This window comes from Bradyrhizobium sp. McL0616 (assembly GCF_049993385.1).
Taxonomy (GTDB): Bacteria; Pseudomonadota; Alphaproteobacteria; order Rhizobiales; family Xanthobacteraceae; genus Bradyrhizobium.
Genome location: NZ_CP188255.1, coordinates 7656751 through 7683750 on the forward strand (window position 1 = coordinate 7656751; position 27000 = coordinate 7683750).

At 61.6% G+C, this 27000-nt stretch carries 27 protein-coding genes and 1 tRNA gene; 10 read left to right on the forward strand and 18 right to left on the reverse strand.

Annotated features, from left to right (window positions below):
• Nucleotides 1–151 precede the first annotated feature (151 nt).
• Nucleotides 152–301, forward strand: a complete 150-nt coding sequence (locus tag ACPPVR_RS36890; RefSeq protein WP_426611401.1) for a hypothetical protein — start codon at nt 152–154, stop codon at nt 299–301.
• Between the two features lie 129 nt (nt 302–430).
• A complete protein-coding gene (locus ACPPVR_RS36895) occupies nt 431–577 on the forward strand; it encodes a hypothetical protein (protein ID WP_426611402.1) in 147 nt (48 codons plus the stop codon).
• 74 nt (nt 578–651) lie between these two features.
• Here the strand turns inward: ACPPVR_RS36895 and ACPPVR_RS36900 are convergent, their stop codons facing one another.
• Nucleotides 652–1329 carry an AAA family ATPase gene (locus ACPPVR_RS36900; RefSeq protein ID WP_426611403.1) on the reverse strand — a complete coding sequence of 226 codons (678 nt, stop codon included), beginning with the start codon at nt 1327–1329 and terminating at the stop codon, nt 652–654.
• A 447-nt stretch (nt 1330–1776) separates the two neighbouring features.
• Nucleotides 1777–2124, reverse strand: a complete 348-nt coding sequence (locus ACPPVR_RS36905) for a hypothetical protein (RefSeq protein WP_426611404.1) — start codon at nt 2122–2124, stop codon at nt 1777–1779.
• A gap of 457 nt (nt 2125–2581) precedes the next feature.
• On the opposite strand from ACPPVR_RS36905, the gene ACPPVR_RS36910 reads away from it, so the two are divergent.
• Nucleotides 2582–3526 (forward strand): AEC family transporter, encoded by a 945-nt coding sequence (locus ACPPVR_RS36910; protein WP_426611405.1) that lies wholly within the window; start codon nt 2582–2584, stop codon nt 3524–3526.
• Between the two features lie 103 nt (nt 3527–3629).
• Here the strand turns inward: ACPPVR_RS36910 and ACPPVR_RS36915 are convergent, their stop codons facing one another.
• The gene (locus ACPPVR_RS36915; RefSeq protein WP_426611406.1) at nt 3630–5177 is read right to left on the reverse strand and encodes a winged helix-turn-helix domain-containing tetratricopeptide repeat protein; all 1548 of its coding nucleotides are present in this window, start codon (nt 5175–5177) and stop codon (nt 3630–3632) included.
• Nucleotides 5178–5350: 173 nt separating this feature from the next.
• On the opposite strand from ACPPVR_RS36915, the gene ACPPVR_RS36920 reads away from it, so the two are divergent.
• A complete protein-coding gene (locus ACPPVR_RS36920; protein ID WP_426611407.1) occupies nt 5351–5647 on the forward strand; it encodes a DUF1127 domain-containing protein in 297 nt (98 codons plus the stop codon).
• Between the two features lie 320 nt (nt 5648–5967).
• Entirely contained in the window at nt 5968–6234 is a 267-nt protein-coding gene (locus ACPPVR_RS36925; RefSeq protein ID WP_426611408.1) for a hypothetical protein, read from the forward strand.
• Between the two features lie 45 nt (nt 6235–6279).
• Here ACPPVR_RS36925 and ACPPVR_RS36930 read toward each other — a convergent pair whose 3' ends face one another.
• Nucleotides 6280–6822 carry a hypothetical protein gene (locus tag ACPPVR_RS36930; protein WP_426611409.1) on the reverse strand — a complete coding sequence of 181 codons (543 nt, stop codon included), beginning with the start codon at nt 6820–6822 and terminating at the stop codon, nt 6280–6282.
• 827 nt (nt 6823–7649) lie between these two features.
• On the opposite strand from ACPPVR_RS36930, the gene ACPPVR_RS36935 reads away from it, so the two are divergent.
• The 3 genes from ACPPVR_RS36935 to ACPPVR_RS36945 all read left to right on the forward strand — a co-directional run bounded on the left by ACPPVR_RS36935 (nt 7650) and on the right by ACPPVR_RS36945 (nt 9882).
• The gene (locus ACPPVR_RS36935; RefSeq protein WP_426611410.1) at nt 7650–8126 is read left to right on the forward strand and encodes a hypothetical protein; all 477 of its coding nucleotides are present in this window, start codon (nt 7650–7652) and stop codon (nt 8124–8126) included.
• Nucleotides 8127–8159: 33 nt separating this feature from the next.
• Complete coding sequence (locus ACPPVR_RS36940; RefSeq protein ID WP_426611411.1) at nt 8160–8528, forward strand: AEC family transporter; 369 nt, start codon at nt 8160–8162, stop codon at nt 8526–8528.
• A gap of 232 nt (nt 8529–8760) precedes the next feature.
• Nucleotides 8761–9882, forward strand: a complete 1122-nt coding sequence (locus ACPPVR_RS36945) for a sensor histidine kinase (RefSeq protein WP_426616259.1) — start codon at nt 8761–8763, stop codon at nt 9880–9882.
• A gap of 627 nt (nt 9883–10509) precedes the next feature.
• Here ACPPVR_RS36945 and ACPPVR_RS36950 read toward each other — a convergent pair.
• Nucleotides 10510–10767, reverse strand: a complete 258-nt coding sequence (locus ACPPVR_RS36950) for a hypothetical protein (protein ID WP_426611412.1) — start codon at nt 10765–10767, stop codon at nt 10510–10512.
• A 22-nt stretch (nt 10768–10789) separates the two neighbouring features.
• Between ACPPVR_RS36950 and ACPPVR_RS36955 the strand changes: the two genes are divergently transcribed.
• Nucleotides 10790–11032, forward strand: a complete 243-nt coding sequence (locus tag ACPPVR_RS36955) for a PilZ domain-containing protein (RefSeq protein WP_426611413.1) — start codon at nt 10790–10792, stop codon at nt 11030–11032.
• 147 nt (nt 11033–11179) lie between these two features.
• On the opposite strand, the gene ACPPVR_RS36960 is transcribed toward ACPPVR_RS36955, so the two are convergent.
• The 6 genes from ACPPVR_RS36960 to ACPPVR_RS36985 form a co-directional block, all read right to left on the reverse strand.
• On the reverse strand, nt 11180–12730 hold the full coding sequence (locus ACPPVR_RS36960; RefSeq protein ID WP_426611414.1) for a DUF1254 domain-containing protein: 1551 nt from the start codon (nt 12728–12730) through the stop codon (nt 11180–11182).
• Between the two features lie 144 nt (nt 12731–12874).
• A complete protein-coding gene (locus ACPPVR_RS36965; protein WP_426611415.1) occupies nt 12875–13240 on the reverse strand; it encodes a hypothetical protein in 366 nt (121 codons plus the stop codon).
• Nucleotides 13237–13671, reverse strand: a complete 435-nt coding sequence (locus ACPPVR_RS36970; protein ID WP_426611416.1) for a hypothetical protein — start codon at nt 13669–13671, stop codon at nt 13237–13239. Before ACPPVR_RS36970 ends, ACPPVR_RS36965 begins: the two co-directional genes overlap by 4 nt.
• 61 nt (nt 13672–13732) lie before the next feature.
• Nucleotides 13733–15073, reverse strand: a complete 1341-nt coding sequence (locus tag ACPPVR_RS36975; protein WP_426611417.1) for a metallophosphoesterase family protein — start codon at nt 15071–15073, stop codon at nt 13733–13735.
• A 211-nt stretch (nt 15074–15284) separates the two neighbouring features.
• Nucleotides 15285–15361 (reverse strand) — tRNA-His (locus ACPPVR_RS36980).
• Nucleotides 15362–15558: 197 nt separating this feature from the next.
• Entirely contained in the window at nt 15559–15990 is a 432-nt protein-coding gene (locus ACPPVR_RS36985; RefSeq protein WP_426611418.1) for a phasin, read from the reverse strand.
• Between the two features lie 569 nt (nt 15991–16559).
• Here ACPPVR_RS36985 and ACPPVR_RS36990 point away from each other — a divergent pair.
• Nucleotides 16560–20021, forward strand: coding sequence for a PAS domain-containing protein (locus ACPPVR_RS36990; protein ID WP_426611419.1), 3462 nt, complete (start codon nt 16560–16562; stop codon nt 20019–20021).
• Between the two features lie 161 nt (nt 20022–20182).
• Here the strand turns inward: ACPPVR_RS36990 and ACPPVR_RS36995 are convergent, their stop codons facing one another.
• The 7 genes from ACPPVR_RS36995 to ACPPVR_RS37025 form a co-directional block, all read right to left on the reverse strand.
• Complete coding sequence (locus ACPPVR_RS36995; protein ID WP_426611420.1) at nt 20183–21355, reverse strand: thiolase family protein; 1173 nt, start codon at nt 21353–21355, stop codon at nt 20183–20185.
• A gap of 205 nt (nt 21356–21560) precedes the next feature.
• Nucleotides 21561–23150 carry a phosphoglycerate dehydrogenase gene (gene serA / locus ACPPVR_RS37000; RefSeq protein WP_426611421.1) on the reverse strand — a complete coding sequence of 530 codons (1590 nt, stop codon included), beginning with the start codon at nt 23148–23150 and terminating at the stop codon, nt 21561–21563.
• Between the two features lie 166 nt (nt 23151–23316).
• Nucleotides 23317–24489, reverse strand: a complete 1173-nt coding sequence (locus ACPPVR_RS37005) for a phosphoserine transaminase (RefSeq protein ID WP_426611422.1) — start codon at nt 24487–24489, stop codon at nt 23317–23319.
• Nucleotides 24490–24568: 79 nt separating this feature from the next.
• Nucleotides 24569–24760: a hypothetical protein gene (locus ACPPVR_RS37010; RefSeq protein WP_426611423.1), complete on the reverse strand. Its 192-nt coding sequence runs from the start codon at nt 24758–24760 to the stop codon at nt 24569–24571.
• A 173-nt stretch (nt 24761–24933) separates the two neighbouring features.
• A complete protein-coding gene (locus tag ACPPVR_RS37015; protein WP_426611424.1) occupies nt 24934–25398 on the reverse strand; it encodes a GNAT family N-acetyltransferase in 465 nt (154 codons plus the stop codon).
• 16 nt (nt 25399–25414) lie between these two features.
• On the reverse strand, nt 25415–26005 hold the full coding sequence (locus ACPPVR_RS37020; protein WP_426611425.1) for a glutathione S-transferase family protein: 591 nt from the start codon (nt 26003–26005) through the stop codon (nt 25415–25417).
• Between the two features lie 75 nt (nt 26006–26080).
• Nucleotides 26081–26980, reverse strand: coding sequence for an outer membrane protein (locus tag ACPPVR_RS37025; protein ID WP_426611426.1), 900 nt, complete (start codon nt 26978–26980; stop codon nt 26081–26083).
• Nucleotides 26981–27000 lie beyond the last annotated feature (20 nt).

Below are 27000 nucleotides of genomic sequence, written 5' to 3' on the forward strand. Positions count from 1 at the left end.
CCCGTAAGAACGGGGAGAGGGTGTGAGAGAGCGGTGCCATGGTTAACCGCGGGCGAACGGCGTTCGCAGGCGCGGCATGGCGCGTCCACGCCTCGTTTACGCAATGGCGCCTATCGTCCCGCTGCAAAGACTTCACACAGGGGGAATGACCATGGGGAATCGCATCCGTCCGACGGCCGCGGAAATCTTCGCATCCGCCGATCTTTTGCAGGGAATTCTGGTGGTGTCGTCGTTCGGCTTCTGGGCCGTGATGCTCGGCCTGATGCCGGTGCTGCTGTTTCGGGTCTGGCTCGCAGGCTGACGAGAGACCGCGGGAATAGTTAATCCGCGGTAGAAGCCACGTTCAAAATGCGACCAGAGTTGCGACCCGGAATTTAAAACGTCTCGCGCATCGTTCACCCCCATAAGCGAAGAAATCGCGGGGGCGATCTTGAATAATCAGAATGATGCGGCGTCGCATTACGACGCCGGACAGCAGAGCTTCACCACCGGAGACATCCTCTGGGCCGTCGGCATCTGGTCGGTGATCCTGACACTGTCGCCGGTCATCGTGTTCTACATGCTGATGGTGGCGTAGTTCTCATCGACATCTCCACAAACGCAAAACGCGCGGACTTCCGCGCGTTTTCGTCCGGGGAATGGTTGATGGAATTATGCAGCCTGCTTGTGCATTGCGCCGGATGCCGACGCCGTGCCGCGAATAGCTTTCACTGAACGCTCGATCGCTGCCCACAGCCTTGCAATTTCCTGAGCGGCACGGCTCTCGGCCTGATATTCCCGCGCGCCTTCGCCGTGGCTCAACGCCATCAGCAAATCCGAACGGTTGGTGATCTGGCCGCCCCACACCGGAGCACGGAATTTGGCCAGCGCCTCGCGGGCGATCGTGACGATCGGGCTTTCGGCCTCGTCGCGGCGGGCCGGAGCACCGTTGAGCACGACCGCGTAAGGCTTGCGCGCCGCGCGGCACATCTGAATGGTTTCCTGCACAGCGTTGACGTCGAACACGCCGGGCCGCGCCGGAATGACCACCATCGTGGCGTTGCGGATCGCGTCGTCGACGACGGCCGACAGGTTCGGCGGCGTGTCGATCAACACCCATTCATATCCGTCACGCTTGGCAGCGGAGACGATGCCACTGACGGAGTTCACCGCCGACTTGATCGGCGGCTCGTTGGTGCCACGCAGCTTGTGCCACAGCGTGAGCGACCCCTGCGGATCGGCGTCGACGAGCAGAATGGGCTTGGACCCCTTGATCTGCGCGGCGAGATGTGCGGCCAGGGTACTCTTGCCCGAGCCGCCTTTACGCGATGCAAAAACAATAACGTTCATACCTCTGGCCTCCAGATTGACCCCAGGCTACGAAAATGAATCACCGCGCTGATTCGTGAAAGAAAAATTTATCAGGAGTTGCGTCGCCGCCACAAAATAACAAGGCGTGTTGGCTTTTGAGTCACACTGCCTCGGGCGACGGCGGACACAAACCGTCATGAAGCGCCTTGCACAGGCTCAGTCGTGCGTTTTCCCGGCAGTTTCAAGGGCAAAGGCCGACCACAACCTCGCCGCGCAAAGCCTCACCCTGTTCGTTTCCATCGGATGCGCCGGTGATTGTCGCAGGCGTCCGCGCGAGCACGCGAACAAAAGGAGTCCGGAGGCTGTCGCGTGGCTGATGCCCTCTGTCATTTTGACGCGAGGGGGCCGCAAAACACGGCGACACCGGAAACGCAAGTGCCAGCCCCGGGCATGACGGAGTTTCGAAACAGGAGCGCGCGGCAGCGCTTAGCTGTCCTCGGACTTTTTCTTCTTGGTCGCCTTCGGCTTGGTGCTCTTCTTCGCCGTATGCGGCTTGATGTTGGCCGGCCGGCCGGCGCGAACCTCGCTTGGCTCCGGTCCCTGGCGGAAGAACGGCCGGCACTGCGGCGAGAGCTGCGCCTTCTTCTGGATCATGCAGGCGGTGATGGCGTCCACGTTCGGCACGAACTCGCCGCACAGCCGCATCGCATCCGGCGAGCAGGCCTGCTGCTGCTCAGGCGTGTAGGCAAAGCTGCTGCCTGGCTGGATCAGCACGGCCAGGGCAAGCCCCGAGACGGCAGCAAGAACGGCCTTCCTCAAGCGAAATTCCGGCATCGATCCCCCCAAATGTCGAGTCAGCGCGGAGTGTGGGTGAACGCCGGTTGGTTGGCAACGAGGACGGAGGCGAAAACCGGGAGCTGTGCGGTCTCGGCAACAGGGCGGACGCCGATAGACTGGGGGACGGTGCTGCGGGTCCGTTCACCTCTCCCGCTTGCAGGGGAGGTCGCGCCGAAGCCGCGGGTGGGGACTCTCTCCGCGTCGGGGTCCTCGCTTGCGGCGATACCCCCACCCCTGCCCTCCCCCGCAAGCGGGAGAGGGAGCGCACCTACCCCGCGGCAAAGGCGCCCCGCGATAAAAACCGCGAAAACAACCCCATGCACAGTAGCCAAGCCCAGGCAGCCTCTGCGGATTTTACGAAGCCCCTTTGACTCGTCGGGCAAAACAGGGGCATGATGCCAGCATCGAAAACGCGTGGGGTGGTCAGCCCATATCCCCGTGAGGGGAGGACCGCATGGCCACCGTGTTGATCGTCGCGCCGGTGTTTGCCCTGATCGCGGCCGGCTATGCGGCGGTGCTGTTTCGCTTCGTCTCCGAGAGCGCGCACAAGGGCATCTCCGAATTCGCCTTCAGCATCGCGATCCCCGCTTTGCTGTTCCGCACCATCGTGGTGTCGGAATTCCCCGATGTCAGCCCCTGGAGGATGTGGGGCGCCTATTACGGCGCGCTCGCCATCATCTGGATCGCAGCGCTGGCGATCTCGGCCCTGCTGCGCGCGCGGCGCGAGGACCGCGAGGACGGCGTCGTGTTCGCGATCGGCTCGGTCTACGGCAACATCGTGATGCTCGGCATTCCCCTCACGCTCTCGGCGCTGGGCAACGAGGCCGCAGGGCCGATGGCGTTGATCCTGTCGGTGAACACGCCGCTGCTCTGGCTCTGCGGCATCCTGCAAATGGAATTGGTCGATCGCAAGCGGACCGGCTCGCCGCTGTCGGTGATCCGGCCCGTGCTCGCGGATCTCGCGCGCAACCCGCTGATGCTGGCGATCGGCTTCGGCGTCGTCTGGCGCTTCACAGGCTTCGGCCTCAATCCCGTCGTCGACAGGACGGTCGAGTTGCTGGCGCAGGCAGGATCGCCCGCGGCGCTGATCGCGCTCGGCATCAATCTGTTTCGTTTCGAGGTGAAGGGCGAGCTGTTGAGTGTCGTCGTCATGAGCGCACTCAAGCTGCTGGCGATGCCGGCGGTGGCGTTCGTGCTGGCAAAACTGTTGAACCTGCCGCCGACCGCGGCCGGCGTCATCGTGCTGTTCGCCGCGATGCCGACCGGCGCCAACGCATATATTTTTGCGGTTCAGTATCAGCGGCTGGTGAGCCCGGTGTCGGGCGCGGTCGCGCTGGGCACGCTGCTGGGGGCGGTGACGTTGCCAGTGGTGGTGATGATCGTGGCGGGGGTGAGATAGGCTGTCTACCCATAAACCCGTTAGCGTGACGCGACCAAGGCTACGTCCGCCTTACGCTGTTAGCGATCAAGCTCACGCGGCGGCGCCAGCGCGTGCTCACGGTTCATTCTGGCAACCCCGCCTTCCGAAGACCCTCGATCAACAGCCTCGAGTTTGATTGTCCGCCCCGGGCGATCAACGCAGATATTGTAAAGGCGGGATCGACCTCAAGCAGCCGCGCCGCCGCATCACGCGCCTCGGCGTCACGTCCGAGATGGGCGAAGGCGGACGCGAGGCAGTGGTAAGCCTGCGAATTGGAGGGGTTCTGACGTTGGGCTTTCTTCGCGGCGACGATGGCCTCGTCAAAGCGACGCAGCCCAACAAAGGCCATCCCCATCCCAGTAATCGTCAGGTATAGCGTCGGGTTTACCGGGCTCATACGAATGGCTCGTTCAAAACTCGAGACTGCTTCCTCCGGCAGCCCCGCAATTATGTAGACCCATCCTCTGCCGTTCCATGCATCAAATGAATTTGGGTTGATCGCGACCGCCCGGTCTGCGATTTCAATCGCACTTTCACAATCTCCGACCATTGCCGAGATAACGGCCGCGATCGCTAGCGTGAATGGATTACTGTCGTCGAAGCTCAAGGCCAAGCGAGAAAGCCGAATTGCTTCCTTGCGCTCGAATTGAGGATCGATCGCATAGCCCTGAACGACGTTTTGGATGTGACTGACACCTGCCAGAGCAGCGGCATAATCGGCCCTCGGGTCAAGCTCCAAGGCGCGGTGAAGCAATCGGAGCGCCTCGGCCAACCCTTCGCGGGTCATCAAACTGAACTGCTGTGTGGCTTGTAGAAAAAAATCGTATGCGGTGAGGTTCTCGGGTCGCCGTCGCACCGCCATCTCAATTTCTGCTTGAACCAGTTTTGGCCGAATGGTCGAGACAACGGCGACCGTGACTTCGTCCTGGAGAGCAAAAACGTCTGTCAGGTCACGCTCGAACCTGTCCGCCCAGATGTTCGCGCCCGTCACCGCATCAGTCAACTGCCCTGTGATGCGCACCTTCCCTGCCGCCTTGCGCACGGCCCCCTCAAGGACATAGCGCACGCCAAGCCTGCGCCCGACCTCCTTGATATCGACGGCCTTGCCCTTGAAAGTGAAGCTCGAATTGCGAGCGATTACGAACAGCGATTTGAACCGCGAGAGCGCGGTGATGATTTCGTCAGCCATCCCGTCCGCAAAATACTCCTGCTCGGGATCGCCGCTCATGTTCTCGAACGGCAGCACGGCGATGGAAGGCTTGTCGGGGGGCGCAGGAGCGCTCTCGGGCGCATCGCGCGGATTCGGGTCCGCAACTTCTCGCGCCTCCCGCACCTGTCCAACGAAACGGAATCCCTTGCGCGGTAACGTCTTGATCAGGCGCTGTTCCTCCCCGGAATCGCCGATTGCGCTTCGGGCGACATTCAGCCGGGTCGTCAGCGCTGCATCCGAAACGCTGCGCCCATCCCAAACCGCATTAATGAGGTCGTCTTTACTGACGACGCGCTCCCTGTTGCGGATCAGGTAATCGAGCAGATTGAACACCTGCGGCGCGACGGAGACGACGTCCGCCCCGCGATGCAGCTCGCGCCGGTCAGTGTCGAATACGTACTCCTCGAAGAGACAGCGCAAGATGCGAATCTCCCTGGATAAGGGCCCCCGATAACCGAGCAGCCCTTTGGCCTCGCTGGTAGTCGCAAGAATAAGCTGCCGGTGAGGAAAATGTAAGCTGCCGGTCAAGCGTGCCCGCCGATCTCGCGGCACCCTGGTGCCGGTGGAAAAACACCGTCCCAGGAGACACCGCAATGAGCACGACGCAGGGCACAACATGGCTGGAACGGACATCCGTATCGACCCGGCATCTACCGAGCTTCATCTGGAAATGTTGGGATGCCTTTCTGCAGCGCCGCGAACGCCAAAAATTGCGCGCCACCTTGTCCGAATTAAGTGACGGGGAGCTGATGGATATCGGCACCACGCGCGGCGAGATCGACTACGTCGCCTCGCACCGAGGCATTGACCCGCGAGGCATCCGATCAGGCGAATGGCTGCGATACCTGCCAACGGCGGACGGCCAAATTGGGCCCACCGACTTCCGATAGGGGTCATTTTCGATGGAGTCAGCGGAGGCCGTCGGCCGCGCTGATGTCCGCTTCTGCCCCGTAAGCCGAACCAGGCCAAGCCAAGAGCGTTGAGTTACGGTGACGGTGCAGTCCAGTGCACTAAATTGATGTCGCTGATGTCGTGGAGTTTGTGCACTGTCACCGTAACTCCAAGATCTATGAAAGGAATCTCAGCAAGTAAGGCGACAAGCTCGGACCAACAATTGAATGGTTGCGTAACGCAGGCAAGTCGTGGGAGGAAATAATTGAGTCATCAAGCAGAACTGGCGGGAAGGACTTGGGATTCTAAGGGATCGTCTATGACGAAGACAAAAATATTGGGCCCAGAGTTCGATCAGCGTCTTCGACGCATTTTGGTTGAGGTTCTGCGCGACATAGGCGCGAAAGTGCTTGATGCAGACTGGTCTGTAGTTGGTTCTCAGGAATTGGAGACAGTAAAGTTCGAACTGCAAGGAAGGACAATTGAAGTGGAGGCTGAAACCTACATTGGGCTGTCGCTTACGGGCGACGAGAGCGACGTTGATGAGATAGCTCATCGGGTGTCGAATCGAACAGGATTGCGGTGACAGTGCTGGACTGCACTGTCACCGCAATTCCAACCTAGAAGGAAATTACTCAAGGTGCTCTTGTTTGTACCGGAGGTCAATCTGGGTGCTTACCAACGCATTGTGCATCGTATAGTCAACTACGTAGGACCCTAGGTTCTCTTCGGCATTACCTGTCAACCACCCAGACCTCCTTTCGTTTCGGCGGGCCTCCTGCAGAGCTGTTTTGGCAAGGCTCACGACAAACGTGAGCGCGGCAGCGTGATCGAAGCTTGGCTCTGTCGCTCTCACGGCTGCAGCTGAAAATCGCGCGTAACGTCGAGCACTCCCGTCGTCGGTCTCGAGCAGAGATGCTCCAAATCCCTCGAACATTCCTACTCGGCTGCACGTGATGGCCGCCTGTATGCCTGACACCTCGAATTTCTCCTTTTTCGGCCCTGTAAAAAGATCGACTAGCGCGATGCCTTCTCGGTTTCCCAAAAGAGCATCCCTAAGCCTCTCTCGGAATTGATCGCACGAGATGGTCGGCGCCAGTTTCTCGTCGGCTTCCTCGGCCCAAGCGATTGCAGGAAGAGCCAAAACAGTAAAAGCCAGCGCAAGTTTTTTCATTCGCATTGATTTCCATTGAGAGCTGGGAGCAGGTCAACGATATCGCTGTCTATTCCAGCAAAGGGGCCGAGCACGTCGTGTTTCGCACGGTGAAGCCATACTTCAGTTTTTGGGACAAGCTCAACGCTGGCCTGACTGGAGGTCGAAACGATTGGCTACCTGATACGCACGGGTGCGAGGCGTCGGATCTGGTTAGGCTACTCATCGCCTGGCAATACCAGACAACGGAAGACACGCAGCGCCCAGTAGAGACCAAGGGCAGCCCCTTCGGCCACGGAGGCCGAACGAGCCAGAGGCTTCCATAGGGCTCCCAGAGTTACGGTGACAGTGCACAAAATTGACCTCGATACGCGTTGCGGGTAGCGCGTGCCTTGCAGGATCGAGGGTTTAGTGCACTTTCACCGTAATCCCGAGGCATCCGATCAGGCGAATGGCTGCGATACCTGCCAACGGCGGACGGTCAAATTGGGCCCACCGACTTCCGATAGGGGTCATTTTCGATGGAGTCAGCGGAGGCCGTCGGCCGCGCTGATGTCCGCTTCTGCCCCGTAAAATCGCGTCTCACTTAAGGGTGCAGTCCAGCACTGTCACCGTAATTCGGGGGCGAGGCGGGCCTTCAACCAGCAGCTTCGCGTGTGACTATCCACCGCGAGCGTCGGTCACTTTCAACCTTCCCTCATGAGCGGCAATACCAAAGCCGGCCCGTGTCCCCTATTCGGATCGATAGCTAGGGCCGCGAAGCCTACCGGTAGCGAGTTTGTGCAAAGCAGATTACACTCCGGTGCCAATCAACGAGTTGGCATGACACGGAAGATTGGGGGAGATCGATGAGTACCAGCGAAAGCCAAATCGATAGACCAGACTCAGACCGTTCAGTTGAACGTCTAAATTATGAATTATCGCGGCAAAATGCAGCTCAAAGCTACAATGCCGAAATGTCAAAATGGATACTTGCTTCACTTATATTCATCAACAGTGGCCCTTTCCTTTTGATTTCAAAGGATGCCCATAACTACAACAAGTACCTCTCGCAATCAGCGGGCTATTTTATCCTCGGGATCACTCTAGCAGTCCTATGTGGCTTCCTTGCATGGCTAAACACGGGGATGCGGGAGTGGCTTGGCAGCTCCAAAGCGAAGCGACTTCTCGAGCCACACTCGCTTGAACATAAAAACGGCCTTGCCGAATTGGTCGCAGAGAAGATGGTGATTGTCAGCTATTGCGGCTCTGTTTTGGTGGGCTTCGGGTCTCTCATCACCTTCCTGATCGGAGCCTTCATGCTCTCAAAATCGCCCCTTCCCTAGATTTCTCTCTAGTACGACAAGCGCTCTGATCGCGTGTTCGTGCCTCTGGATCTGTCACGCAATACGATCATCCTGGCAATCGGCTTCGGCCTCGCCTGGCGCTTGGCTCGGCTCGGTCTCAATCCCACCGTCGACAGGATCATCGAGATGCTCGCACAAGCGGGATCGCCGGCCGCGCTGATCGCGCTCGGTATCAATCTGTTCCGCTTCGAGGCGAAGGGCGAGAAGCTCGATATCCTCGTGATGTGCGCGCTGAAACCACTGGCGATCTCGGCGGCCGCGTTCGGGCTCGCAAAACTGCTCGGCCTGCACCGGTCGCGGCCGGCGTCGTCGTGCTGTTCGCGGCGATGCCGACCGGCGCCAACGCGTATAACTTTGCGGTTCAGTATCAGCGGCTGGTGAACCCGGGGCGCGGTGTGCCTACCCAGAAATGCACGAATAGTCCCCTTGTCTGGTTGGTTCCAACCTCAAGGTGACATTTCGGACTGGCGTTCCAGTTCGCGATAGACGACATTATGACGATCTCGGCACAGATGCGGACAGTCACCGCCCGCCAATCATCTGCGCACCCACAAGGGTGACCTGCGCGCACCCGACATAACCAGCGAAGATAGAGTTATCGTTGAAAGCGGACTTGCACAGTGCCGAAGAGTTTCGCCTTGGTGCCCTTCGGGCCTATGGCATTCTCGACACGCCTCGAGAGGCTGACTTCGACGAGGTCGTCGAGGTCGCATCCGCGATCTGCGGCACTCCGATCTCGGTGATCAATCTGATCGACCAGGGCCGCCAATGGTTCAAGGCCGAGGTCGGATTGGGCGTTCGCGAAACCCCGTTGGACAGCTCGATTTGCGCGCATGCCATTCTGCAGCCCGGCCTGTTCATCGTCCCTGACACGACGCAGGACCGTCGCTTCGCGGATAATCCGCTGGTGACCGGCGACCCGCATCTGCGTTTTTACGCCGGCGCACTTTTGCAAACACCCGAAGGCTATCCGCTCGGCACCGTTTGCGTCCTCGACTACAAGCCGCGCAATCTGGACGAGACCCAGAAGGCCTTTCTGCGCCTGATGGCCAACCAGGTCATGAAGCTGCTGGAGTTGCGCCGGGTTGTTGCCGCCGAGCACAGTGCGCGGCTTCTGGCCGAAGAGATGGTGCGCCAAAAAGAAACGCTGATGCGCGAAGGCGATCATCGTCTCATGAATTCACTCCAGCTCGTGCAATCGATACTGTCACTGCAAAGCCGCAGCGCGGCAACCGAAGATGTCAAAGCCCAGCTCGACATGGCCGGAAACCGGGTGCTCGCGATTGCCACGATTCACAAGCAGCTGCATCTGACCGGCAGCATGGAAGACGTCGACGTCAGCGACTTTCTCCGCAGATTATGCGAGAGCCTCAAACAGACCGCACCAGCCCAGATCGACGCGATCAATCTCACGGCCGAGCCGATCGTGGTCCCGACCGACCTCGCGAGCGGGCTGGGTCTTTTGGTGGCAGAGCTGGTCACCAACAGCTTCAAATACGCGTATCTGGCTGGCGAGCACGGCAATGTCGCGGTTGACTTCAAGGCGCTCGGGAGCGGATGGCGGTTGCAAATCTCCGACGAGGGGCGCGGGCTTCCGGACGACTTTGACATCGATCGAAGCAAGGGCTTCGGGATGCAGGTCGTGAAGGCGTTCGTCCGACGGCTGAACGCCAAGATCACCGTGACGTCGCGTCCGGGGCGCACTGTATTTGAAGTTATTTGCGAGCAGGGTTGATGCGCGCGAGACCGTGGTCGTGAGGCGCGCTCTCAATCTGCTGGCGATGCCGGCAGTCGCGCCCGTGCTGGCACAGGCGCGCACTGCGTGTTGCGATTCGGATCAGTCGGCGGCGCTCGATCAACGCAATCCCAGGAACGAGAGAATTGCGCGAACCACGACGACGAGACCGACAAGATAGATAATTCCGTTCATTGCTCAGCTCCGTCAGCATTGTTCATCCCTGCTGCGCTGAGAACCCCTAGGGCGAGGAAAAGGTCCGCCGTGCGGATTGTCGATTTTTTTCCGGATGAGGGAACTAACGGACTCCCTGCTGCTTCTGACCGAGGCTGTCTTGAGGGAGAGAGATCGATGGGTGCCTGGCTTCAAATCGCGAGTGCGATGACGACGATTGCATTTTCGATTGCCTGTTACTCGCCTCGCAGACGTACGTGGCCGCGCGCCTATCCGCTGCTGAATTCGCAACCTCGCACGTCCTGAAGCTGCGAAGCTCGGGGTATCGAGTGCCGCGCGGTCAATAAGCCAGAGCGGCATATGCCACTCGCCATGTCCCTGATCGTGGAGGGTCAGGCGCGGCCGCCGGATCGCGAGACTGTCACCGTAATCGCGGATATCGTTAAGGGTGCGTTAACTTGCACCAGTGATTATACGGAAGTTCATTTCTGATATCTGCAATTTTTCATGCACCTCGTCGTTACGCGAAAATATTCGTTTATCGCCGTGCAAACGCTTACCGAATGTCAGGCGTGCGATAGCCTTTTCAGGGTCGCCGAGAACGAGTTCGTCCTGCACATGAATTCCGACGACGAGTCCGAAGAAGAGCGGCTGGTTTGGTTGGATACCAGAGCGGCTCTGCTTTGGATCAATGAATCGACTGATGAACATGGACTGAATTGGGAGTGATCTCGTGGTCGAAACCCGGATTGCGCCCCGCTATCGCGTTTCGAAGCCGGCGCTAATTGAGTATGGTCGCAACAAGACATCCTGCATTATTCGTAATCTCTCGGTTACGGGTGCCGCTTTGCAGCTTTCCGACGGGAGCGCGACCATTCCTGCCGCGTTCACGTTGATCGTACCCGAAGATAACCTGAAGCTGCCATGCCGTGTGGTCTGGCGAAGCGCTTTCAAGATAGGCGTAGCTTTCGACTAGCGTCATGAGGGCCAACGGATGACCCAAGGGCGGCGAGCGTTGGTGCTGGTGATAATCCCAGAAGCGGTCGTTTGAAATATGAGACGGCCCCACTCTCGCTTTCGAGCGGGGCCGAAGTCAGTTTCCGAAGTGAGCCAATTGTGGTGGCTATGAACTTACCTTGACCACTTGCGGAACTTTCCAGCTCCCGTCGATGATCGAAGGCGGCCTTTCCTTCGGCCAATACATGCGCAGCATCAGGACGAATTCGCCTTTCGGCGCCGGGAGCCAGTTGGCTTCCTTGTCCGCGCCCGGGGACTCGTTCTGGAAGTAGAGGGTCAGCGAGCCGTCGGGATTGAATTTCGGGTTGTCGCGCATGCTGACGGTGAACTTGTTGAGCGGATTGGGGACGAACCACCAGCCCTGATCAATCATGTACATGGTGAACGACCAGAAGCCATCGACGGGCGGTGTCGCATCCTTTGCGAACGTCAGCGTGTACTTGTTTGCACCGCTCAGCGTCTGTCCCGTCGAATCCTTCTCGGTGTTCGGATAGACGGCGTCACGCTCCTGGTTGGCGGGCCAACCGAAAGCCGCGACCACCGCGCGTCTCATGTAATCGGAGGGGCCGTAGGTACCGAGACCTTTGGTAATCGACCAGCCGTTGACCACCGCACCGAGGTTATCCTTGTTGGCTTCGATCTTTTTCAGAGCGGCCTGAGGGACGTCCTTCAGCGCTCCCTGTACGGCTGGATCGAGCTTGCTCATCTCGAACGGTTTGCCGGGCACGATGCCGATCTTCGCCATGCTTGCGAGCATCGGCACATCTGTCGCGGCCGCTGGGGCTGCAGCAGCCATGAGCTTGGCCATGAGATTGAAGTAGCCTTCCGTTCCCATGTCGAGAATGACCGTCTGCGGCTTGTCGGTCATGCTAAACCCGGGATTGGGATTCACAGGCGGCGTTACCGCGGCATAGGGCTTGCCCCAAGCGGAAAGCGGTGTGATCTTGTATTGCGCCTGCAGCGCGTTGACGGCTTTGTAGTCGGCCTCGCTGCCGTCGGCGTAGGTGCGGCCGAGAATGACCATGTAGCGTGTCGCCATAGGGAAGTGCTGCATGTCTGCCGGCACGTCACCCTTCCAGCCCGGGGCGGTGAACAGGTAGTTGGCAGCCTTTCCGCCGGTCGTGCGCTTGCCCGGTGATGATTCTGAATCCGACATCCAGAGGTCCGTGATCTCGAAGAGATAGAAGCGATCGCCCATGTCGGGGTGACTGAACACCTGCGGCTCGGCAAGGTCGAGCCAAGCAACCGAATAGAGCGTATCGGCATTGGGCGCCGACACACCGCGATAGTCAGCCGGCGGGTAGCGGGGAACGTTGACGAACTGACCGGTCGGACTTGTGAATCCGCCTACCTTTGGAACGTTGCTCATCTGCACCCGCGTCACTTCAGTTGTGATCAGCGAGTAGCCATAAACGTAAGCATCCTCCGCAATCTGTCGCGCTTCGGTTGGCGAGACAGATTGCGCGCCTGCTGGCGGGATCGTTGTGCAGTAAGTCAATGCGGCAGAGCCGGCGGCGAGAAAAAGACGTCGATTAATCGCGTGCATGCGGTCCACCTTTTGCTTCATCCCAGTGAACAAGCTCACAGGTAATCGTTTCAGGTGCGAAATGCCTAAATGAAAAACAGCAACGTAAAGGTTGCCATTGATCCAGATCAAAGCCCGTCCGAAATGGGTCAAACTCGGACTTGGCAGTTGGTCTTCTGGACTGCACCCTCAAGTGAGACACGATAATTACAGTGACAGTGGGGTTGTATTCGAGTGAAGCGGCGACAACGCGACTACGCGATTTTGAGAACCGAGCTAAAGTCGAAACCAAGGCAGAGTGAGATAGACGCAAGCGATCATCGAGAGGACGGGAATTACCCACACCCATCCCGACCAAACGTACCGCGCCAAACGTTCGGCGAACGACGCAGCAACGAGGGCGACGATCAGTGCCCCGAGCGCGGCCGTCGCGGCCCACCCGTACCAGTACATCGCTGGAGCTAGAAATCCCATCGCAGGGTCAGCAACGTCTCGCGAATGATGCGTGCCCGCGAGCACGATGCCGAGCGACGGGAAAACGGTGAAAAGAGCAAGATCCTTTGCGAGTGCGACCACGTAGAGGACCGCGAACGTGGTCCCGAATGCGAATGCAAAGCGGCGGAATGGGGTTGATGATGTCATGAGCCGAAACCCATGATGTTGTTAGCGACGTGACCCGACAGAAAGCCCCACCAGATGATGAAGGCAAGCATCGAGGTCAGCGCCGTGCGCGTCTGAGCAGGTTCGTTGGCAAGCGGCCGTCGCCAGCAAACCCAGTAGGCGGGCAGCAACGCCAACCCGATTGCCGCGAAATGTTCCTTGAGGTCGAAGAAGCCGAGGACATGCCAGTGACCCGCACGCTCCAGTTCAGGCCTGACCTCCACACGGAAATAAAGATAAACGACCCCACCCAGCAGCGTGGAAACGGCATACAGGACTACCACGGCATTGGCGAACGAGGCCGACGGTATGGAACGAAAGCGGCCGAAGAACGAGCCGGGTCGTGCGGCCGCCGATCCCCATGCCGCTAAAGTCTGGTGTGTTATCGCGCCAAGCAGTGCGACCGCGACCAAGCCGTGAATGATCAGAATAGCTGTCGCCAGAACCTCACTCCCGTAAACACCGGCATCCTGCTCACTTGAAGAGTTCCTCGGTCCCGAATGGCTCTGCCGACCACGGCCGGAAGCGATTGAGGGTGAATTTCGTCTTCTGGCCTGGTTCAACGTCCACCAGCACGTAGTTGTACTCCTCTTGCGGAGGCTGGCCCTTCCAGTAGAGGTCCTGCGGATAGTCAGCGGGCACCTTGATGCTGGTTCGTCCTGGCAGGATCGGGTCTTGTTCTGCGCCACCACCGCCCAACATCAGATACTTTACCCCATCCACGTCGTAGATTTCCGTGGTGTGGACGTGCCCGTTCAATACGACCACCTCCATGTCCTTGGCATACGACGCAATCACCTTGTGCGGGTTATCGGGAGCCGGGATCGGGCCTAACCCTGACCTCGCAAACACAGGATAATGGAAGACGATAAACGCCTTCAGAATGCCATTGGCCTTCGCCTCGTCCATCCACTTTTGAAGCTGGGTCATCTGCTCGGCATATTTTGGCCGATCGGCGTCCCACAGCGACGGCGAACGGTAATCGTACTTGCCACTCCAGAGATAGATGAAGCGGGTGCCCTTGAAGTCGAATTTGTAGATGAGGTTTTCCGGCGTGACGCCGAATTTTTTCAGATACGGCACAGCCGAAAGAACGCCGTCAATCTTTGGGTCGGCCCACACCTCATGATTGCCCACACTCATGAAAAAACGGCCATCCAGACCGGCTGCGCGCATCTCGTCATCCGGCGCGGGTAGCTTCTTCAACATCGTATCGTTCACGCGCTTCCAGTATGGGCTGTCACTGACAGTCAAGCCCTGATTGCCCCACCAGACGGCGTCACCGCTGTTGACCACGAATTTGGCGCGACCGGATTGAACGTCCTTCACGATTTCACGGGTGACCCATTCGCCGCCCTGAAGCCGAAACATCGTTCGATGCACTCCAGGAAGCAGTTTCAAGTCTTCAACGGATGCCTCAGTGACCCAACCTTTATCTACCGTCAGGGTCATCACTTCCGTCTTGGATGCAAACGGCATGACGACCTTGATCAGGTCCTTCGTGACCGGATCGAAGATCATCTTCACATCCTTCGCCACGACGGCCTCGGCGACCTTTTCCGGCATGACCAACCCGAACATCTCGACGAAGAACTTGCTGAGGTCCGGTTGTCCCTCTTTCAACGGTAGGTACATCATCGGTCGGGTATCGCCGACCGCAGCGAACGAAAAGCCGCCCCCGGTAGGAACGGGTGCTTGCGCGGTTGTTGTTTGCGCCTGCGCATTGGCAACGAGCGGCACGGAGAATGCTGGCAGCGCCGCAAGCGCGCTGAGAACAAGGCGACGACTTGGATCGTTAGGCCGGGAGTACGGCATGATGATCCCCGCTGATTGAGGATGCGAATGCGCCACCGCACCGTTCGCGGCTCGTTGCCGTTATCGACGTTGTCTCTGTCACGCCCTTGATGCAAATCAACGTTGTTGTGCCCGCGGCCCACACTTGGTTGGGTCGGGACGACCCGCCGGGTGGCGCAAATACGTCAGGTCTATCAGTAAGATGTAGAGATGCGGGGCAGTTCAACTGTGCTGGTACAGTTGGGTGGGCTCGAACCACCGACCTCCTGTTCCACAGACAGGCGCTCTAACCAACTGAGCTACAACTGCATCCTTGCGAGCCGCCTCTGGGGGCGCCCTTGATAGGGCCGATACCGAGGGGGGCTGGACGGGGCGGAAACTAGGTGCAACGGCCGTTTTTGGCAAGGCCGCAAAACCCGATAATTGCCGCTCTAAGCAACGTTATTTGCAGAACCAAACCCGGGCCTCACGGCCCGGGTTTCTTAATCAATTCAAGCCCAATCCGCTCAGGCGGCGGGGTAGAGCTTGGCAGCGGAGGCCTTGATCGGCTCGGCGGCCGCGCTGGCGGCCCGCTGGGTGATCTCGGCGAGCTCCTTGGCCTGGGCCTGGAAGGTCTCGAGCTGCTGCTTGGAATGGGCGGTCCACAGCGAAAACGCATCCGTCGGCGACTTCACGCTGAACAGCTCCTGGGTGAAGTCCAGATGGGCCTGGGTGTTGGCCTTCATGAACTCCATCAGCTTGGCGGTGTACTCGCTCGCGCCCTTGTGGGCGGAGGTGAACACAGCCTCGATGGTGCCGTTATGGCTTTCGGCCGCGTCCTTGAACTTGGCATAGCCCTCGCGGGCCTGCGAAACGCCCTTTTCGGCGAGCGCACGCACCTGCTCCGGAACCTCGAACGGAATAACGGAGGCAGAGAATGGATCAGTCGCACCTGTCATGGTTGTCCCTCACGGTATTTGGAAAATGGAGTGAGCCTTCTGGCGCGCCCGCCGGGCCCCAATCTGGGCCTCAATTCAGCGGGTACGAAGACTGGATACGCGAAACAAACGATGGCTCGTCCAACGCCCGGTAGTATTGCTGCGTAACATGTCAATATTGTGCAACGCAATGTGATCGCGGGGTGCGGCGCGAAATTTAATCCCGGAGAGGGTGAGGTTCCGCAGCGGGGGAACCGGGGGTTGAGGTAGTCAGGTGCGGCGCGATAACGCCTCTTCCGTCATTCCGGGGCCCCCGCGGAGCGAGGGAGCCCGGAATCCATCGAGCGACAGAGTCAGTGGATGAATGGATTCCGGACCCGCGACTTCGTCGCGCTCCGGAATGACGTGGATGTCCCCGCGGTGCGGCTTGCGGGGCCGGCCGGATTAAGGTTATCGCGGCTTTAGGCCTTGTCCCGTAGGCTGGGGCCGTGGACCTGCCCGCGCCCGCGCGCGATACTAACCCTTTCTTAAGGCTGCCATTCCCGGCAGCCGCCGCACCAGACGCATGACAGTTCAAGCAAGCCGGTTGGATGAGTAGTTCGGATTTCCAGTTGCGAGGCGTGGGCGATCCGCGGCTGGCCGTGCATGCGACCTCTCCGCTGCCCGCGTGGCTCTGGTCGCTCGACGGCACGCGCGTGCTGTGGGCCAATGCGGTCGGCGCAAGATTTTTCGGCGCGGCCAATGCCGCCGCCCTCGCGCAAAAGATTTTCGGACCGGCCGACAGCCATCGCCGCCAGATCACCCAGCTTGCCCGCCGGCTGCCCGCGGGCGGCGCGGTCAGGCTGGAGCGGCTGCGCGGCTTCGGCGCGGCGTTCGGCACGCTCATGACGTGCGCCTGCGCGCGGCTCGAATTTGCCGACGGCGGAAACGCCGTGCTCGTCACCGCGATGGACGCCACGGGGCGCACCATGCCGCTGGTCGAGCGCCTGCATCGCCTGGTCGACGGCGCAGAGGTGCCGATGGCGGCGTTCGCGCCCGACGGCATGTTCATCGGCGCGAGCGAGGCCGCCCGTCCCCTGCTCGGCTTTCGCGATCTTGGCGAGGCCGGCCTCGAGCAGGCGCGCAGCGATGCGCTTGCCCACGGCCGCGTCGTGATGCCGATCGGCATCGGCAACATGGTGCTGCAACGGGTCGGGGTCGGCAGCGACATCGGTCTTGTCGCGCTGATCGAACCCATCATCGCGCAGGCGGGGCCTGACGCGGTCGTGGCCGAGAGCACGCCGGACGCCGCGCCCGAAGCACCGGTTCAGCCCGTGCAACAGGCCGTCGAGACACTGAGCGAGCAGCCGCCATCGACCGAAGCTCCGAGCGGAATCGCGCTGTTCGACGCCTTCGCCGAGCCGGTCGAAACGCCGGTGCCAGCGGAGATCGTCACGCACGCGCCCGAGCCGGCCGCAGAAGAGACGGCGGCGGAGGCAGCACCGGTTCAAGAACCGGTTCAAGACAACGTTCAAAACAACGTCCCAAACAACGTCCAAGACAATTTCGAAGCGGCGAGCGATGCTCCGGCCAAAACTCCGGTTGAAAACCCGCTCGCAGCCATCGTGCCGCCGCAAGCCGCGCCGATCAGGGCCGGCATGGTCGAGCCGCCGCATGGACACGCGGAGCCGCGGTCTGAACACGCGGATCAACCGCGCCAGCATCCGCTGCGCTTCCTGTGGCAGGTGGATGCACAGGGCCGCTTTGTGCTCGCAACCGGCGAGTTCATCCATTTGATCGGCGCGCACACGGCTGCCGGCTTCGGCCGGCCCTGGCGCGAGATCGCCGACGAATTTGCGCTCGATCCGGACGGGCGCGTGGCGCAGGCGCTCGCCAGCCACGACACCTGGGCCGGCATCACCGTGAACTGGCCAGCCGATGGCGGCGAGCATTTTCCGGTCGAGCTTGCGGGCCTTCCCGTCTATGACCGCGAGCGCAATTTCGCGGGCTTCAAGGGCTTTGGCGTCTGCCGCGATCTCGACGGCCTCAACCGGCTCGATGCGCTCCGCCGCTACGAGCTGCTGGCCGCGCCGCCGACGCGGCAGAGCCTCTCGGCCGATGTGGTCGAACCGGAGCCGGAGCCGGAGGCACCGCCTCCGCTGATCGAGCCGCCTCCGCCGACAATCGAGCCTGAACCTGAACTGCCAAAACCCTTCACCGAAGCGAATTCACAGCAAACCGATCTGGAAACATCCGTGGAAACGCCTCCCAATGTCGTCCCGTTCCGTCCGCCCGGCGATGCCAGAGCGCCGACGCTGACGCCGGTCGAGAACAGCGCGTTCAACGAGCTGGCGCGGCAATTGTCCGAGCGGCTCGAACGCGAGCGCGAGACGATCGGTTCCGTGACGTCTGATCCGCCGGACGCGGAGACCACGCACGAGCCGCTGCTCGAGCCTGAAGCGCCGTCGGCTGCGGCCGAATGGCTGACCGAGCCCGTGCCGCCGGCACGCGGCGACAGTGCACGCGACCGCACGCTGCTCGACCTTTTGCCGACGGGCATCTTGATCTATCGCCTCGACCGCCTGCTCTACGCCAACCCCGCCTTCCTCGCGCGCATGGGTTATGCCAGCGTGAGCGCGCTCGAAGATGCCGGCGGGCTCGACGCGCTCTATGTCGAGCTCGGCGTATCCGCGGCCAGCAGCACGTCGCAGGCCGGCACGCCGGTGACGATCAGCGCGACATCAGCCAATGGCGAGCAGCCGCTTGCGACGACTGAAGCGCATCTGCACACCATCGACTGGGACGGCCACGGCGCGCATGCGCTGATCTGCGCGCTGCCGCAAGTGACTGCTGTCATCGCTGCGCCGCCGATCGCCGCGCCGCCTGTTGTCGCAGAGCCCGTCGCCGAGACTGTTGTTGCCGAATCCTTCCCCTACGCGCCCGAGCTCGAGCCCGAGGTGGGCGATGCGGACGCGGAGGATCTCGCCGCGATCCTCGACACCACGGCCGAGGGCATCGTGATGTTCGATGCCGAAGGCAACATCCACGCCTGCAACCGCAGCGCCGAGGCGCTGTTCGGCTATGACGGCGAGACGCTGATGCAGCAGAATTTGGCGACGCTGTTTGTGCCCGAGAGCCAGCATGTCGTCGCCAACTATCTCGAAAGCGTCAAGAGCCAGGACATCGCGAGCCTGCTCGACCATGGCCGCGAGGTGCTGGGCCGCGAGAAGAACGGCGGCGCGCTGCCGCTCGCCATGATCATGGGTCGCACCAGGCCCGGCGGCCCGAACTTCTTCGCCGTGTTCCGCGACCTGTCGCAGAGCAAGCAGGGCGAGAGCGAGCTGACGAAAGCCCGCCGTCTCGTCGACGGCGCGGCGAATGCCAAGGCCGACATGCTGGCGCGGATCAGCCACGAGATTCGCACGCCGCTCAATGCCATCATCGGCTTTGCCGAGGTGATGATCTCGGAGCGCTTCGGCACGCTCGGCAACGAGCGCTATGGCGAGTACATGAAGGACATCCGCGCCTCCGGCGAGCGCGTGATCACCATCATCGACGATCTCCTGGAGCTGTCACGGATCGAGACCGGCAAGCTCGACCTCACCTTCGCCAATCTCAACCTCAACGACCTCGTCGAAGCCTGCGTCGTGGTGATGCAGCCGCAGGCCAACCGCGAGCGCATCATCATCCGCACCTCGCTTGGGCATGCGCTGCCGCAGGTCACGGCGGATACGCGCGCGCTGCGGCAGGTCAGCATGAACCTGATCTCCAACTCGATCCGGCTCGCGAGTGCCGGCGGCCAGGTCATTGTCTCGACCGCGCTCAACGACCGCGGCGAGGTGTGCCTGCGTATCCGCGACACCGGCCATGGCCTCAGCGAACAGGAAGTCGCGGCCGCCATGGAGCCGTTCCGCACCCCGCCGCCGGGCGACGCGTCAGACAATTCGGCGCTCAGCCTGTCGCTGACCAAGGCGCTGGTCGAAGCCAACCGCGCCCAGTTCAACATCAAGAGCGCGGCCAATTCCGGCACGCTGATCGAAGTGGTGTTCGCGGCGGTGGTGGCAAGGGCGTAAGGGCGCGCTCCGTCACTGCGAGCGAAGCGAAGCAATCCAGACTGCCTCCGCGGCGAGACTCTGGATTGCTTCGCTCCGCTCGCAATGACGATGTGGATACAGCTCAAACGAAAAGGGCACGGCTTGCGCCGTGCCCTTTCGCATTCAGTGACGCGATCGCCTCAGCTGTAGATCTCGAACAGGCCGGCGCCGCCCTGGCCGCCGCCGATGCACATGGTCACGACGCCCCACTTGGCCTTGCGGCGCTTGCCTTCCTGCAGCAGATGGCCGGTGAGACGCGCGCCGGTCATGCCGAAGGGATGGCCGATCGCGATCGAGCCACCATTGACGTTGTACTTGTCGGGATCGATGCCGAGCTTGTCGCGCGAATAGAGGCACTGGCTGGCGAAGGCCTCGTTGAGCTCCCAGAGATCGATGTCGTCGATCTTCAGGCCGTGACGCTTGAGCAGCTTCGGCACGGCAAAGATGGGACCGATGCCCATCTCGTCCGGCTCGCAGCCTGCGGCAGCCCAGGCAACGAAGCGGCCCATCGGATTGAGGCCGCGCTTCTCGGCATCCTTGGCTTCCATCAGCACCACGGCGGCGGCGCCGTCCGACAATTGGCTGGCATTGCCGGCGGTGACATACTTGCCCGGGCCCTTCACCGGCTCGAGCTTGGCGAGGCCTTCGAGCGTCGTCTCGGGGCGGTTGCACTCGTCACGGTCGACGACGTAGTCGACGATCGACTCGGCCTTGGTCGCCTTGTCGACCACCTTCATCCTGCTCTTCATCGGGACGATCTCGTCCTTGAACTTGCCCGCCTGCTGGGCTGCGGCCATGCGGCGCTGCGACTCCAGCGAATATTCGTCCTGGTATTCGCGGCTGAGCTTGTAGCGCTCGGCGACGATGTCGGCGGTGTCGATCATCGCCATGAAGATGGCAGGCGCGGTCTTGAGCAGGTCCGGATCGACCCATTCCTTCGGCGAGCCGCCGCCCGGAATCGAGATGCTCTCGACGCCGCCCGCGACGATGCAGTCAGATCCGTCGGAACGAATGGAGTTCGCGGCCATCGCGATGGTCTGGAGGCCCGAGGAGCAGAACCGGTTCACCGACACGCCGCCCGTGCTCTTCGGCAAGCCTGCGAGCAGCGCCGCCTGGCGGCCGATGTTCGGCGCGCCATGGGCGCAATTGCCGAGATAGCAGTCCTCGACATAATCCTTCTCGACGCCGGCGCGGTCGACCGCGTGGTGGATGGCGTGGGCCGCGAGCGACATCGGCGGCGTGATGTTGAACCCGCCGCGGCCGGACTTCGCCAGACCCGTGCGCGCATAGGAAACGATGACGGCTTCACGCATTGTTTTCTCCCTTTTTCAAACGATTGGTACGGAGCGTCTTGCCGCCATTGGTACACAAAGTTTGGCGGCCGCGGGAGACTTAAAGCGCGGCGCTGCATCAACAAAAACGCCGCCCTCGCGAGACGCGGGGGCGGCGTTGTTCCGCAGGTCGGAATATATGATACTCGTCATTCCGTGGTGCGCGCACCGCGGAATGGCTCGGGTCTCAGAACTTCAGCGCCTTGACCTGCTTGACCTGCGGCAGCGCCTGCACCTTGGCGAGCAGATCGGCCGGCACAGCGCCGTCGACCTCGATCAGTGCGATGGCATCGCTGCCGGGCGCAACGCGTCCGAGATGGAAGGTCGCGATGTTGATCTTGGCATCGCCGAGCAGGCTCGCGAACTTGCCGATGAAGCCCGGCTTGTCCTCGTTGGTGACGTAGATCATCGACTTGCCAAATTCGGCGTCGACGCGGATGCCCTTGATGTCGACGAGGCGCGGCTTGCCGTCGGCATAGACCGTGCCCGAGACCGAGCGCTCCTGCCGCTCGGTGGTGACGGTCACGGTGATCAGGCTCTCATAGTCGCTCTGGGCGGCGCGCACGATCTCGTCGACCACCATGCCGCGCTCCTTGGCGACGACCGGCGCGGAGACGACATTGACCTCCCCTAGCATCGGCCGCAGCAAGCCGGACAATACCGCTGACGTGATCGCCTTGATCTTCATCTCGGCGACGTGACCCTCATAGGTGATCTGCACCTTGAGGATGCCGCTTTCGGTGAGCTGGCCGGCGAACGAGCCGAGCTTCTCGGCGAGCGCGATGAACGGCTTCAGCTTCGGCGCTTCTTCCGCTGTGATCGAGGGGAAGTTGACGGCGTTCGAGATCGCGCCGGTGAGCAGATAATCCGACATCTGCTCGGCGACCTGGAGCGCGACGTTCTCCTGCGCTTCGGTGGTGGACGCCCCGAGATGCGGCGTGCAGATCACGTTAGGATGGCCGAACAGCACGTTCGCATTGGCGGGCTCCTCGACGAAGACGTCGAAGGCGGCACCGGCGATGTGCTTGGAATTGAGCGCATCGACCACGGCCTGCTCGTCGACCAGTCCGCCGCGGGCGCAATTGATGAGGCGAACGCCCTTCTTCGTCTTGGCGATCGCGGCGGCGTCGATGATGTTCCTGGTCTTCTCGGTCAGCGGGGTGTGCAGCGTGATGAAGTCGGCGCGCTTGAGCAGGTCATCGAGGTCGACCTTCTCGACGCCGATGTCCCTGGCGCGCTCCGGCGACAGGAACGGATCGAACGCGACCACCTTCATGCGCAGGCCGAGCGCGCGGTCGGCGACGATCGAGCCGATATTGCCGCAGCCGACGACGCCGAGCACCTTGCCGGTGATCTCGACGCCCATGAAACGGTTCTTCTCCCACTTGCCGGCCTGGGTCGAGGCGTCGGCCTGCGGGATCTCGCGCGCCAGCGCCAGCATCAGGGTGATGGCGTGCTCGGCGGTCGTGATCGAATTGCCGAACGGCGTGTTCATCACGATGATGCCCTTCGCCGTCGCCGCGGGGATCTCGACGTTGTCGACGCCGATGCCGGCACGGCCGATCACCTTGAGGTTGGTGGCCTTCTCCAGGATCTTGGCGGTCGCTTTCGTCGCGGAGCGGATCGCAAGCCCGTCGTAATTGCCGATGATCTCGGCGAGCTTGTCCTTGTCCTTGCCGAGATTGGGCTGGAAGTCGACCTCGATGCCGCGATCCTTGAAGATCTGCACGGCGGCCGGAGACAGCGCGTCGGAAATGAGAACTTTGGGTTTGGTCATCGGGATGTTTCCTTCGCCCTCCCTAACGGGAGGATTGGCGCTCCAGCGCCTGGATGGGATGAAACTGTCGATGTGAACTTCGATGGTGCGCCGCGTGGAGAGATCACCCCACCCCGACGCACCTCGCGGTGTGTCGACCCTCCCCCTCCAGGGGAGGGTCAGAAAATCACGCCGCCTTGGGCAGAGCAGCCTTGGTCTCGGCAAAGGCCCAGTCGATCCACTGGGTCAAAAGCTCGACGTCTTTGGCTTCGACAGTCGCACCGCACCAGATGCGCAGGCCGGCCGGCGCATCGCGGTAATAGGCGAAGTCGTAGCCAGCGCCTTCCTTCTCGACCAGCGCGACCAGCTTCTTGCTGAACTCGGCTTGCGCGTCCTCGGAGAGCGAGGTGAGCGCGGGGTCGGTGAACTTGAGGCACACCGAAGTGTTGGAGCGGATCGAAGCATCCTTCGCCAGGAAGTCGATCCACGGCGTCTTCGCCTTCCAGTCGGCAAGCACCTTGGTGTTGGCGTCGGCGCGCCCGATCAGCGCCTTCAGGCCGCCGATCGACTTGGCCCAGTTCAGCGCGTCGAGATAATCCTCGACGCAGAGCATCGACGGCGTGTTGATGGTCTCGCCGACGAAGATGCCTTCGTTGATCTTGCCGCCCTTGGTCATGCGGAAGATCTTCGGCAGCGGCCAGGCCGGCTTGTAGGTCTCGAGCCGCTCCACCGCGCGGGGCGACAGGATCAGCATGCCGTGCGCGGCTTCGCCGCCGAGCGCCTTCTGCCAGGAGAAGGTGACGACATCGAGCTTGGCCCAGTCGAGGGCTTGCGCGAACGCCGCCGAGGTGGCGTCGCAAATGGTCAGGCCTTCGCGGCTCGCGCTGATCCAATCAGCGTTCGGCACGCGCACGCCGGAGGTGGTGCCGTTCCAGGTGAAGACGACGTCGCTCTTGGGGTCGACCTTGGAGAGATCGGGGATTTCACCATAGGCCGCGTTGAGCTTGGTGACGTCCTTGAGCTTCAATTCCTTGACGATGTCGCTGACCCAGCCCTCGCCGAAGGATTCCCAGGCGAGCGTGGTGACGGGCTTTGCTCCGAGCAGCGACCACAGTGCCATCTCGACCGCGCCGGTATCGGACGCCGGCACGATGCCGATGCGATAATCGGCGGGCACTTCAAGCACTTCGCGCGTCAAATCGATCGCGAGCTTGAGCTTGGTCTTGCCGACCTTCGCGCGATGCGAACGGCCGAGCGCTGCGTCCTTGAGATTTTGGGCGTTCCAGCCGGGCCGCTTGGCACAGGGGCCGGAGGAGAAGTGCGGCACGTTCGGCCGCGAAGCGGGCTTCGCTACAGTCATAGTCTACCCTTCCAGATAGTGAGCCTCCCGTTGGGGGGAGGTGTCCCGCCGCGGCAGATACGGGAAACGGGAAGAGTCGTCAAGGAAGTTCCGGCACCTCACGCGCGAGTGATGGCGCCTCCGGCGCGATGTCCGGGGATTCGACCACGGCAAGCGCGTTCAGCAAGTCCGTGGCATCGCTGATCAATTGCGCGGCGCGGCGGCGGCTGCCGACCTTCAAAATGCATTTGTCATTGGCCTGCACAACGTAGTCGTTGCCGACCTTGATCATTGAATAGCTTGTCATGAAAATCCCCGAACCGACCGAGCCCGGTGTCTGAAGGTCCCGTAGCACCCTTCGTTCCCGGATCAACGTGAACGACCACTGGGTAGTTTATCAGCTCTTAATGCCAACGAATGCGCATCCCGATTTTGCTGACGACGCAACGGCTCCGAGCGCTTGCTTCAAAAGCGGACAGTCATGCCGGCGTGGCTCAATGAAAATCCGAGACGCTTGTAGAAGCGCTGCGCGTCGACGCGGCTCTGATGCGTCAGCAATTCGACCAGATTGCAGCCGCGCGCTTTTGCCTCGGTCATCGCCCATTGCACCAATTGTTCGCCGATGCCGCGGCTGCGGCAATCAGCGGCAACGCGGACATCCTCGAGCAGACCGCGGATGCCGCCTTGCGAACTGATGCCCGGCAGCACCGCGAGTTGCAGGCAGCCGACCACCCTGCCTTCGCTCTCGGCGACCACGAGCGTAAGGTTCTGATCGCGCTCGACGCGCTCGAACGCCGCGTAGTAGACCGCAGGCAGCGGATCCTCGACCCGCTCGCGAGCGCGCCCCAGATGATCGTCGGCGAGCATCGCGACGATCGCGGCGACATCCTCGCGACGCGCCGGGCGGATGGTGACGGACTTGTCGTACATGCAAGAAACTCCAGATTCAACGCGCGGGCGGAAGGTCGAGATCAGCCTCAGCCTCAGTGATCCAGCGGCGGAGGGCGGCGTAGCGGCCAAGATCGAAGCCGCCTTCATGCGCGAGGCGGGTATAGGCGAGCAGCGAGACGTCGGCGAGCGACACCGCCTCACCCGCGAAGAAGCGGCTGGCGGCGAGATGCGCCTCCATGCGGTCGAGCGCCGCATAGCCGCGCTTGACCTTCTCGGGATCGAGTTCGGATACCTCCTTGCCGAGATAGACCAGCTGGAAGCGGCACACCGCGATATAGGGCTCGTGGCTGTATTGTTCCCAGAACAGCCATTCGTCCATCTTGGCAGCAGCAAAGGCGTCGCGCGGAATCAGTGCGCTGTCACGGGCGAGATACCGGATGATGGCGTTGGACTGCGCCAGCGTGCGGCCGTCGTCGAATGCGACGGTCGGCACCTGGCCGGCGCCGTTCATCTTCAGGAAATGCGGCGTGTGCGTCTCGCCCTTGCGCGTATCGGTCTCGATCCAGCGATAGGGCAGCGCGAGCCTGTCGCAGACCCACTTCACCTTCAGACAATTGCCGGAATTGCTATCGCCGTAGATCTGCATCGCTGCCGCCCCGCTTTCGCGCGACAGAGCATCAGGACGAAAGCAAGCTGTCAACCGCGGCGCGGTGAAGCGGCGTCAGAACTTGTAGCCGAGCCCGAGGCGCGCATTGTTCAGCGTCACCGAGGTGTTCATGACGGGAGAGAATCTCACATACTCATATTCGACGCGCGCGAACAGCCCGTCCCAAATGCAGTATTCGAGGCCGAGGCCGGCGGTCCAACCCACTGCGAACGCGTTGGTCCTGCGCTGGATCTGCGTCTGCGACTGCGCCGGAACGGCTTGCGGCGCTCCGAGTGTGGTCGTCGTCACCACGACGCCGAGGCCGTTAACTACCGAATTCGTCACATCCTGGCGCACATCCACATTGCTCGTCACCGAGCGCGAGACGTCCATTCGGCCCACGGCAGCGCCGGCGAAGGCATAGGGCATGAAATCGCCGCCGTCCCAACCGACGCGACCGCGGAGCGTGATCATGTCCTTGACCTTCGCCGCGGCGGTGCCGGTCAACGTCACGTCGTAATTGTCGGTGATGTTCGCGGCGTGCGTGTCGCCGGGCGGGTTGACGATCGTGAGCGAGTTGCTACCCGACGTCGACGTCGAGAGGTTGCCGAAGTAGCTGTAGGTGCCTTCGAGACCGAGAATGGCATCGTACCATTGCCAGTTGCGGCCGACGAAGCCGCCGATATTCGTGCCTTGCGTGTTGGTCTTGTTCAGGAGCGACCACGACGCGGTCGGCTGCTGCAGCACGCTGTCGCGGAAGATGAAATTGGTCAGGCCGACCACACTCTGGCTGAAGTCGCTCGCGTCGGTCGTGTAGCCGGCGTGGGCACCGAAATAAGCGCCATCCCAATTGTGGCTCGTCTTCGACAGGCCGTCGGTGAAGCCGCCGCGCAGGATGGGCAGGTCGGGCATATCGGCCGCTTGCGCGGCAGACACCGTCCCCAACATCGCCGCTGCCAACATCAGCCTACGCATTGCAACGCTCCATCGAACTC

Bases quoted from the DNA above. Each gene is read 5' to 3' on its own strand.
- ACPPVR_RS36890 (WP_426611401.1), top strand. From the start codon at position 152: ATGGGGAATCGCATCCGTCCGACGGCCGCGGAAATCTTCGCATCCGCC.
- ACPPVR_RS36900 (WP_426611403.1), bottom strand. From the start codon at position 1,329: ATGAACGTTATTGTTTTTGCATCGCGTAAAGGCGGCTCGGGCAAGAGT.
- ACPPVR_RS36905 (WP_426611404.1), bottom strand. From the start codon at position 2,124: ATGCCGGAATTTCGCTTGAGGAAGGCCGTTCTTGCTGCCGTCTCGGGG.
- ACPPVR_RS36910 (WP_426611405.1), top strand. From the start codon at position 2,582: ATGGCCACCGTGTTGATCGTCGCGCCGGTGTTTGCCCTGATCGCGGCC.
- ACPPVR_RS36920 (WP_426611407.1), top strand. From the start codon at position 5,351: ATGAGCACGACGCAGGGCACAACATGGCTGGAACGGACATCCGTATCG.
- ACPPVR_RS36925 (WP_426611408.1), top strand. From the start codon at position 5,968: ATGACGAAGACAAAAATATTGGGCCCAGAGTTCGATCAGCGTCTTCGA.
- ACPPVR_RS36930 (WP_426611409.1), bottom strand. From the start codon at position 6,822: ATGAAAAAACTTGCGCTGGCTTTTACTGTTTTGGCTCTTCCTGCAATC.
- ACPPVR_RS36935 (WP_426611410.1), top strand. From the start codon at position 7,650: ATGAGTACCAGCGAAAGCCAAATCGATAGACCAGACTCAGACCGTTCA.
- ACPPVR_RS36950 (WP_426611412.1), bottom strand. From the start codon at position 10,767: ATGTTCATCAGTCGATTCATTGATCCAAAGCAGAGCCGCTCTGGTATC.
- ACPPVR_RS36965 (WP_426611415.1), bottom strand. From the start codon at position 13,240: ATGACATCATCAACCCCATTCCGCCGCTTTGCATTCGCATTCGGGACC.
- ACPPVR_RS36975 (WP_426611417.1), bottom strand. From the start codon at position 15,073: ATGCCGTACTCCCGGCCTAACGATCCAAGTCGTCGCCTTGTTCTCAGC.
- ACPPVR_RS36985 (WP_426611418.1), bottom strand. From the start codon at position 15,990: ATGACAGGTGCGACTGATCCATTCTCTGCCTCCGTTATTCCGTTCGAG.
- ACPPVR_RS36990 (WP_426611419.1), top strand. From the start codon at position 16,560: ATGAGTAGTTCGGATTTCCAGTTGCGAGGCGTGGGCGATCCGCGGCTG.
- ACPPVR_RS36995 (WP_426611420.1), bottom strand. From the start codon at position 21,355: ATGCGTGAAGCCGTCATCGTTTCCTATGCGCGCACGGGTCTGGCGAAG.
- serA (WP_426611421.1), bottom strand. From the start codon at position 23,150: ATGACCAAACCCAAAGTTCTCATTTCCGACGCGCTGTCTCCGGCCGCC.
- ACPPVR_RS37005 (WP_426611422.1), bottom strand. From the start codon at position 24,489: ATGACTGTAGCGAAGCCCGCTTCGCGGCCGAACGTGCCGCACTTCTCC.
- ACPPVR_RS37010 (WP_426611423.1), bottom strand. From the start codon at position 24,760: ATGATCAAGGTCGGCAACGACTACGTTGTGCAGGCCAATGACAAATGC.
- ACPPVR_RS37015 (WP_426611424.1), bottom strand. From the start codon at position 25,398: ATGTACGACAAGTCCGTCACCATCCGCCCGGCGCGTCGCGAGGATGTC.
- ACPPVR_RS37020 (WP_426611425.1), bottom strand. From the start codon at position 26,005: ATGCAGATCTACGGCGATAGCAATTCCGGCAATTGTCTGAAGGTGAAG.
- ACPPVR_RS37025 (WP_426611426.1), bottom strand. From the start codon at position 26,980: ATGCGTAGGCTGATGTTGGCAGCGGCGATGTTGGGGACGGTGTCTGCC.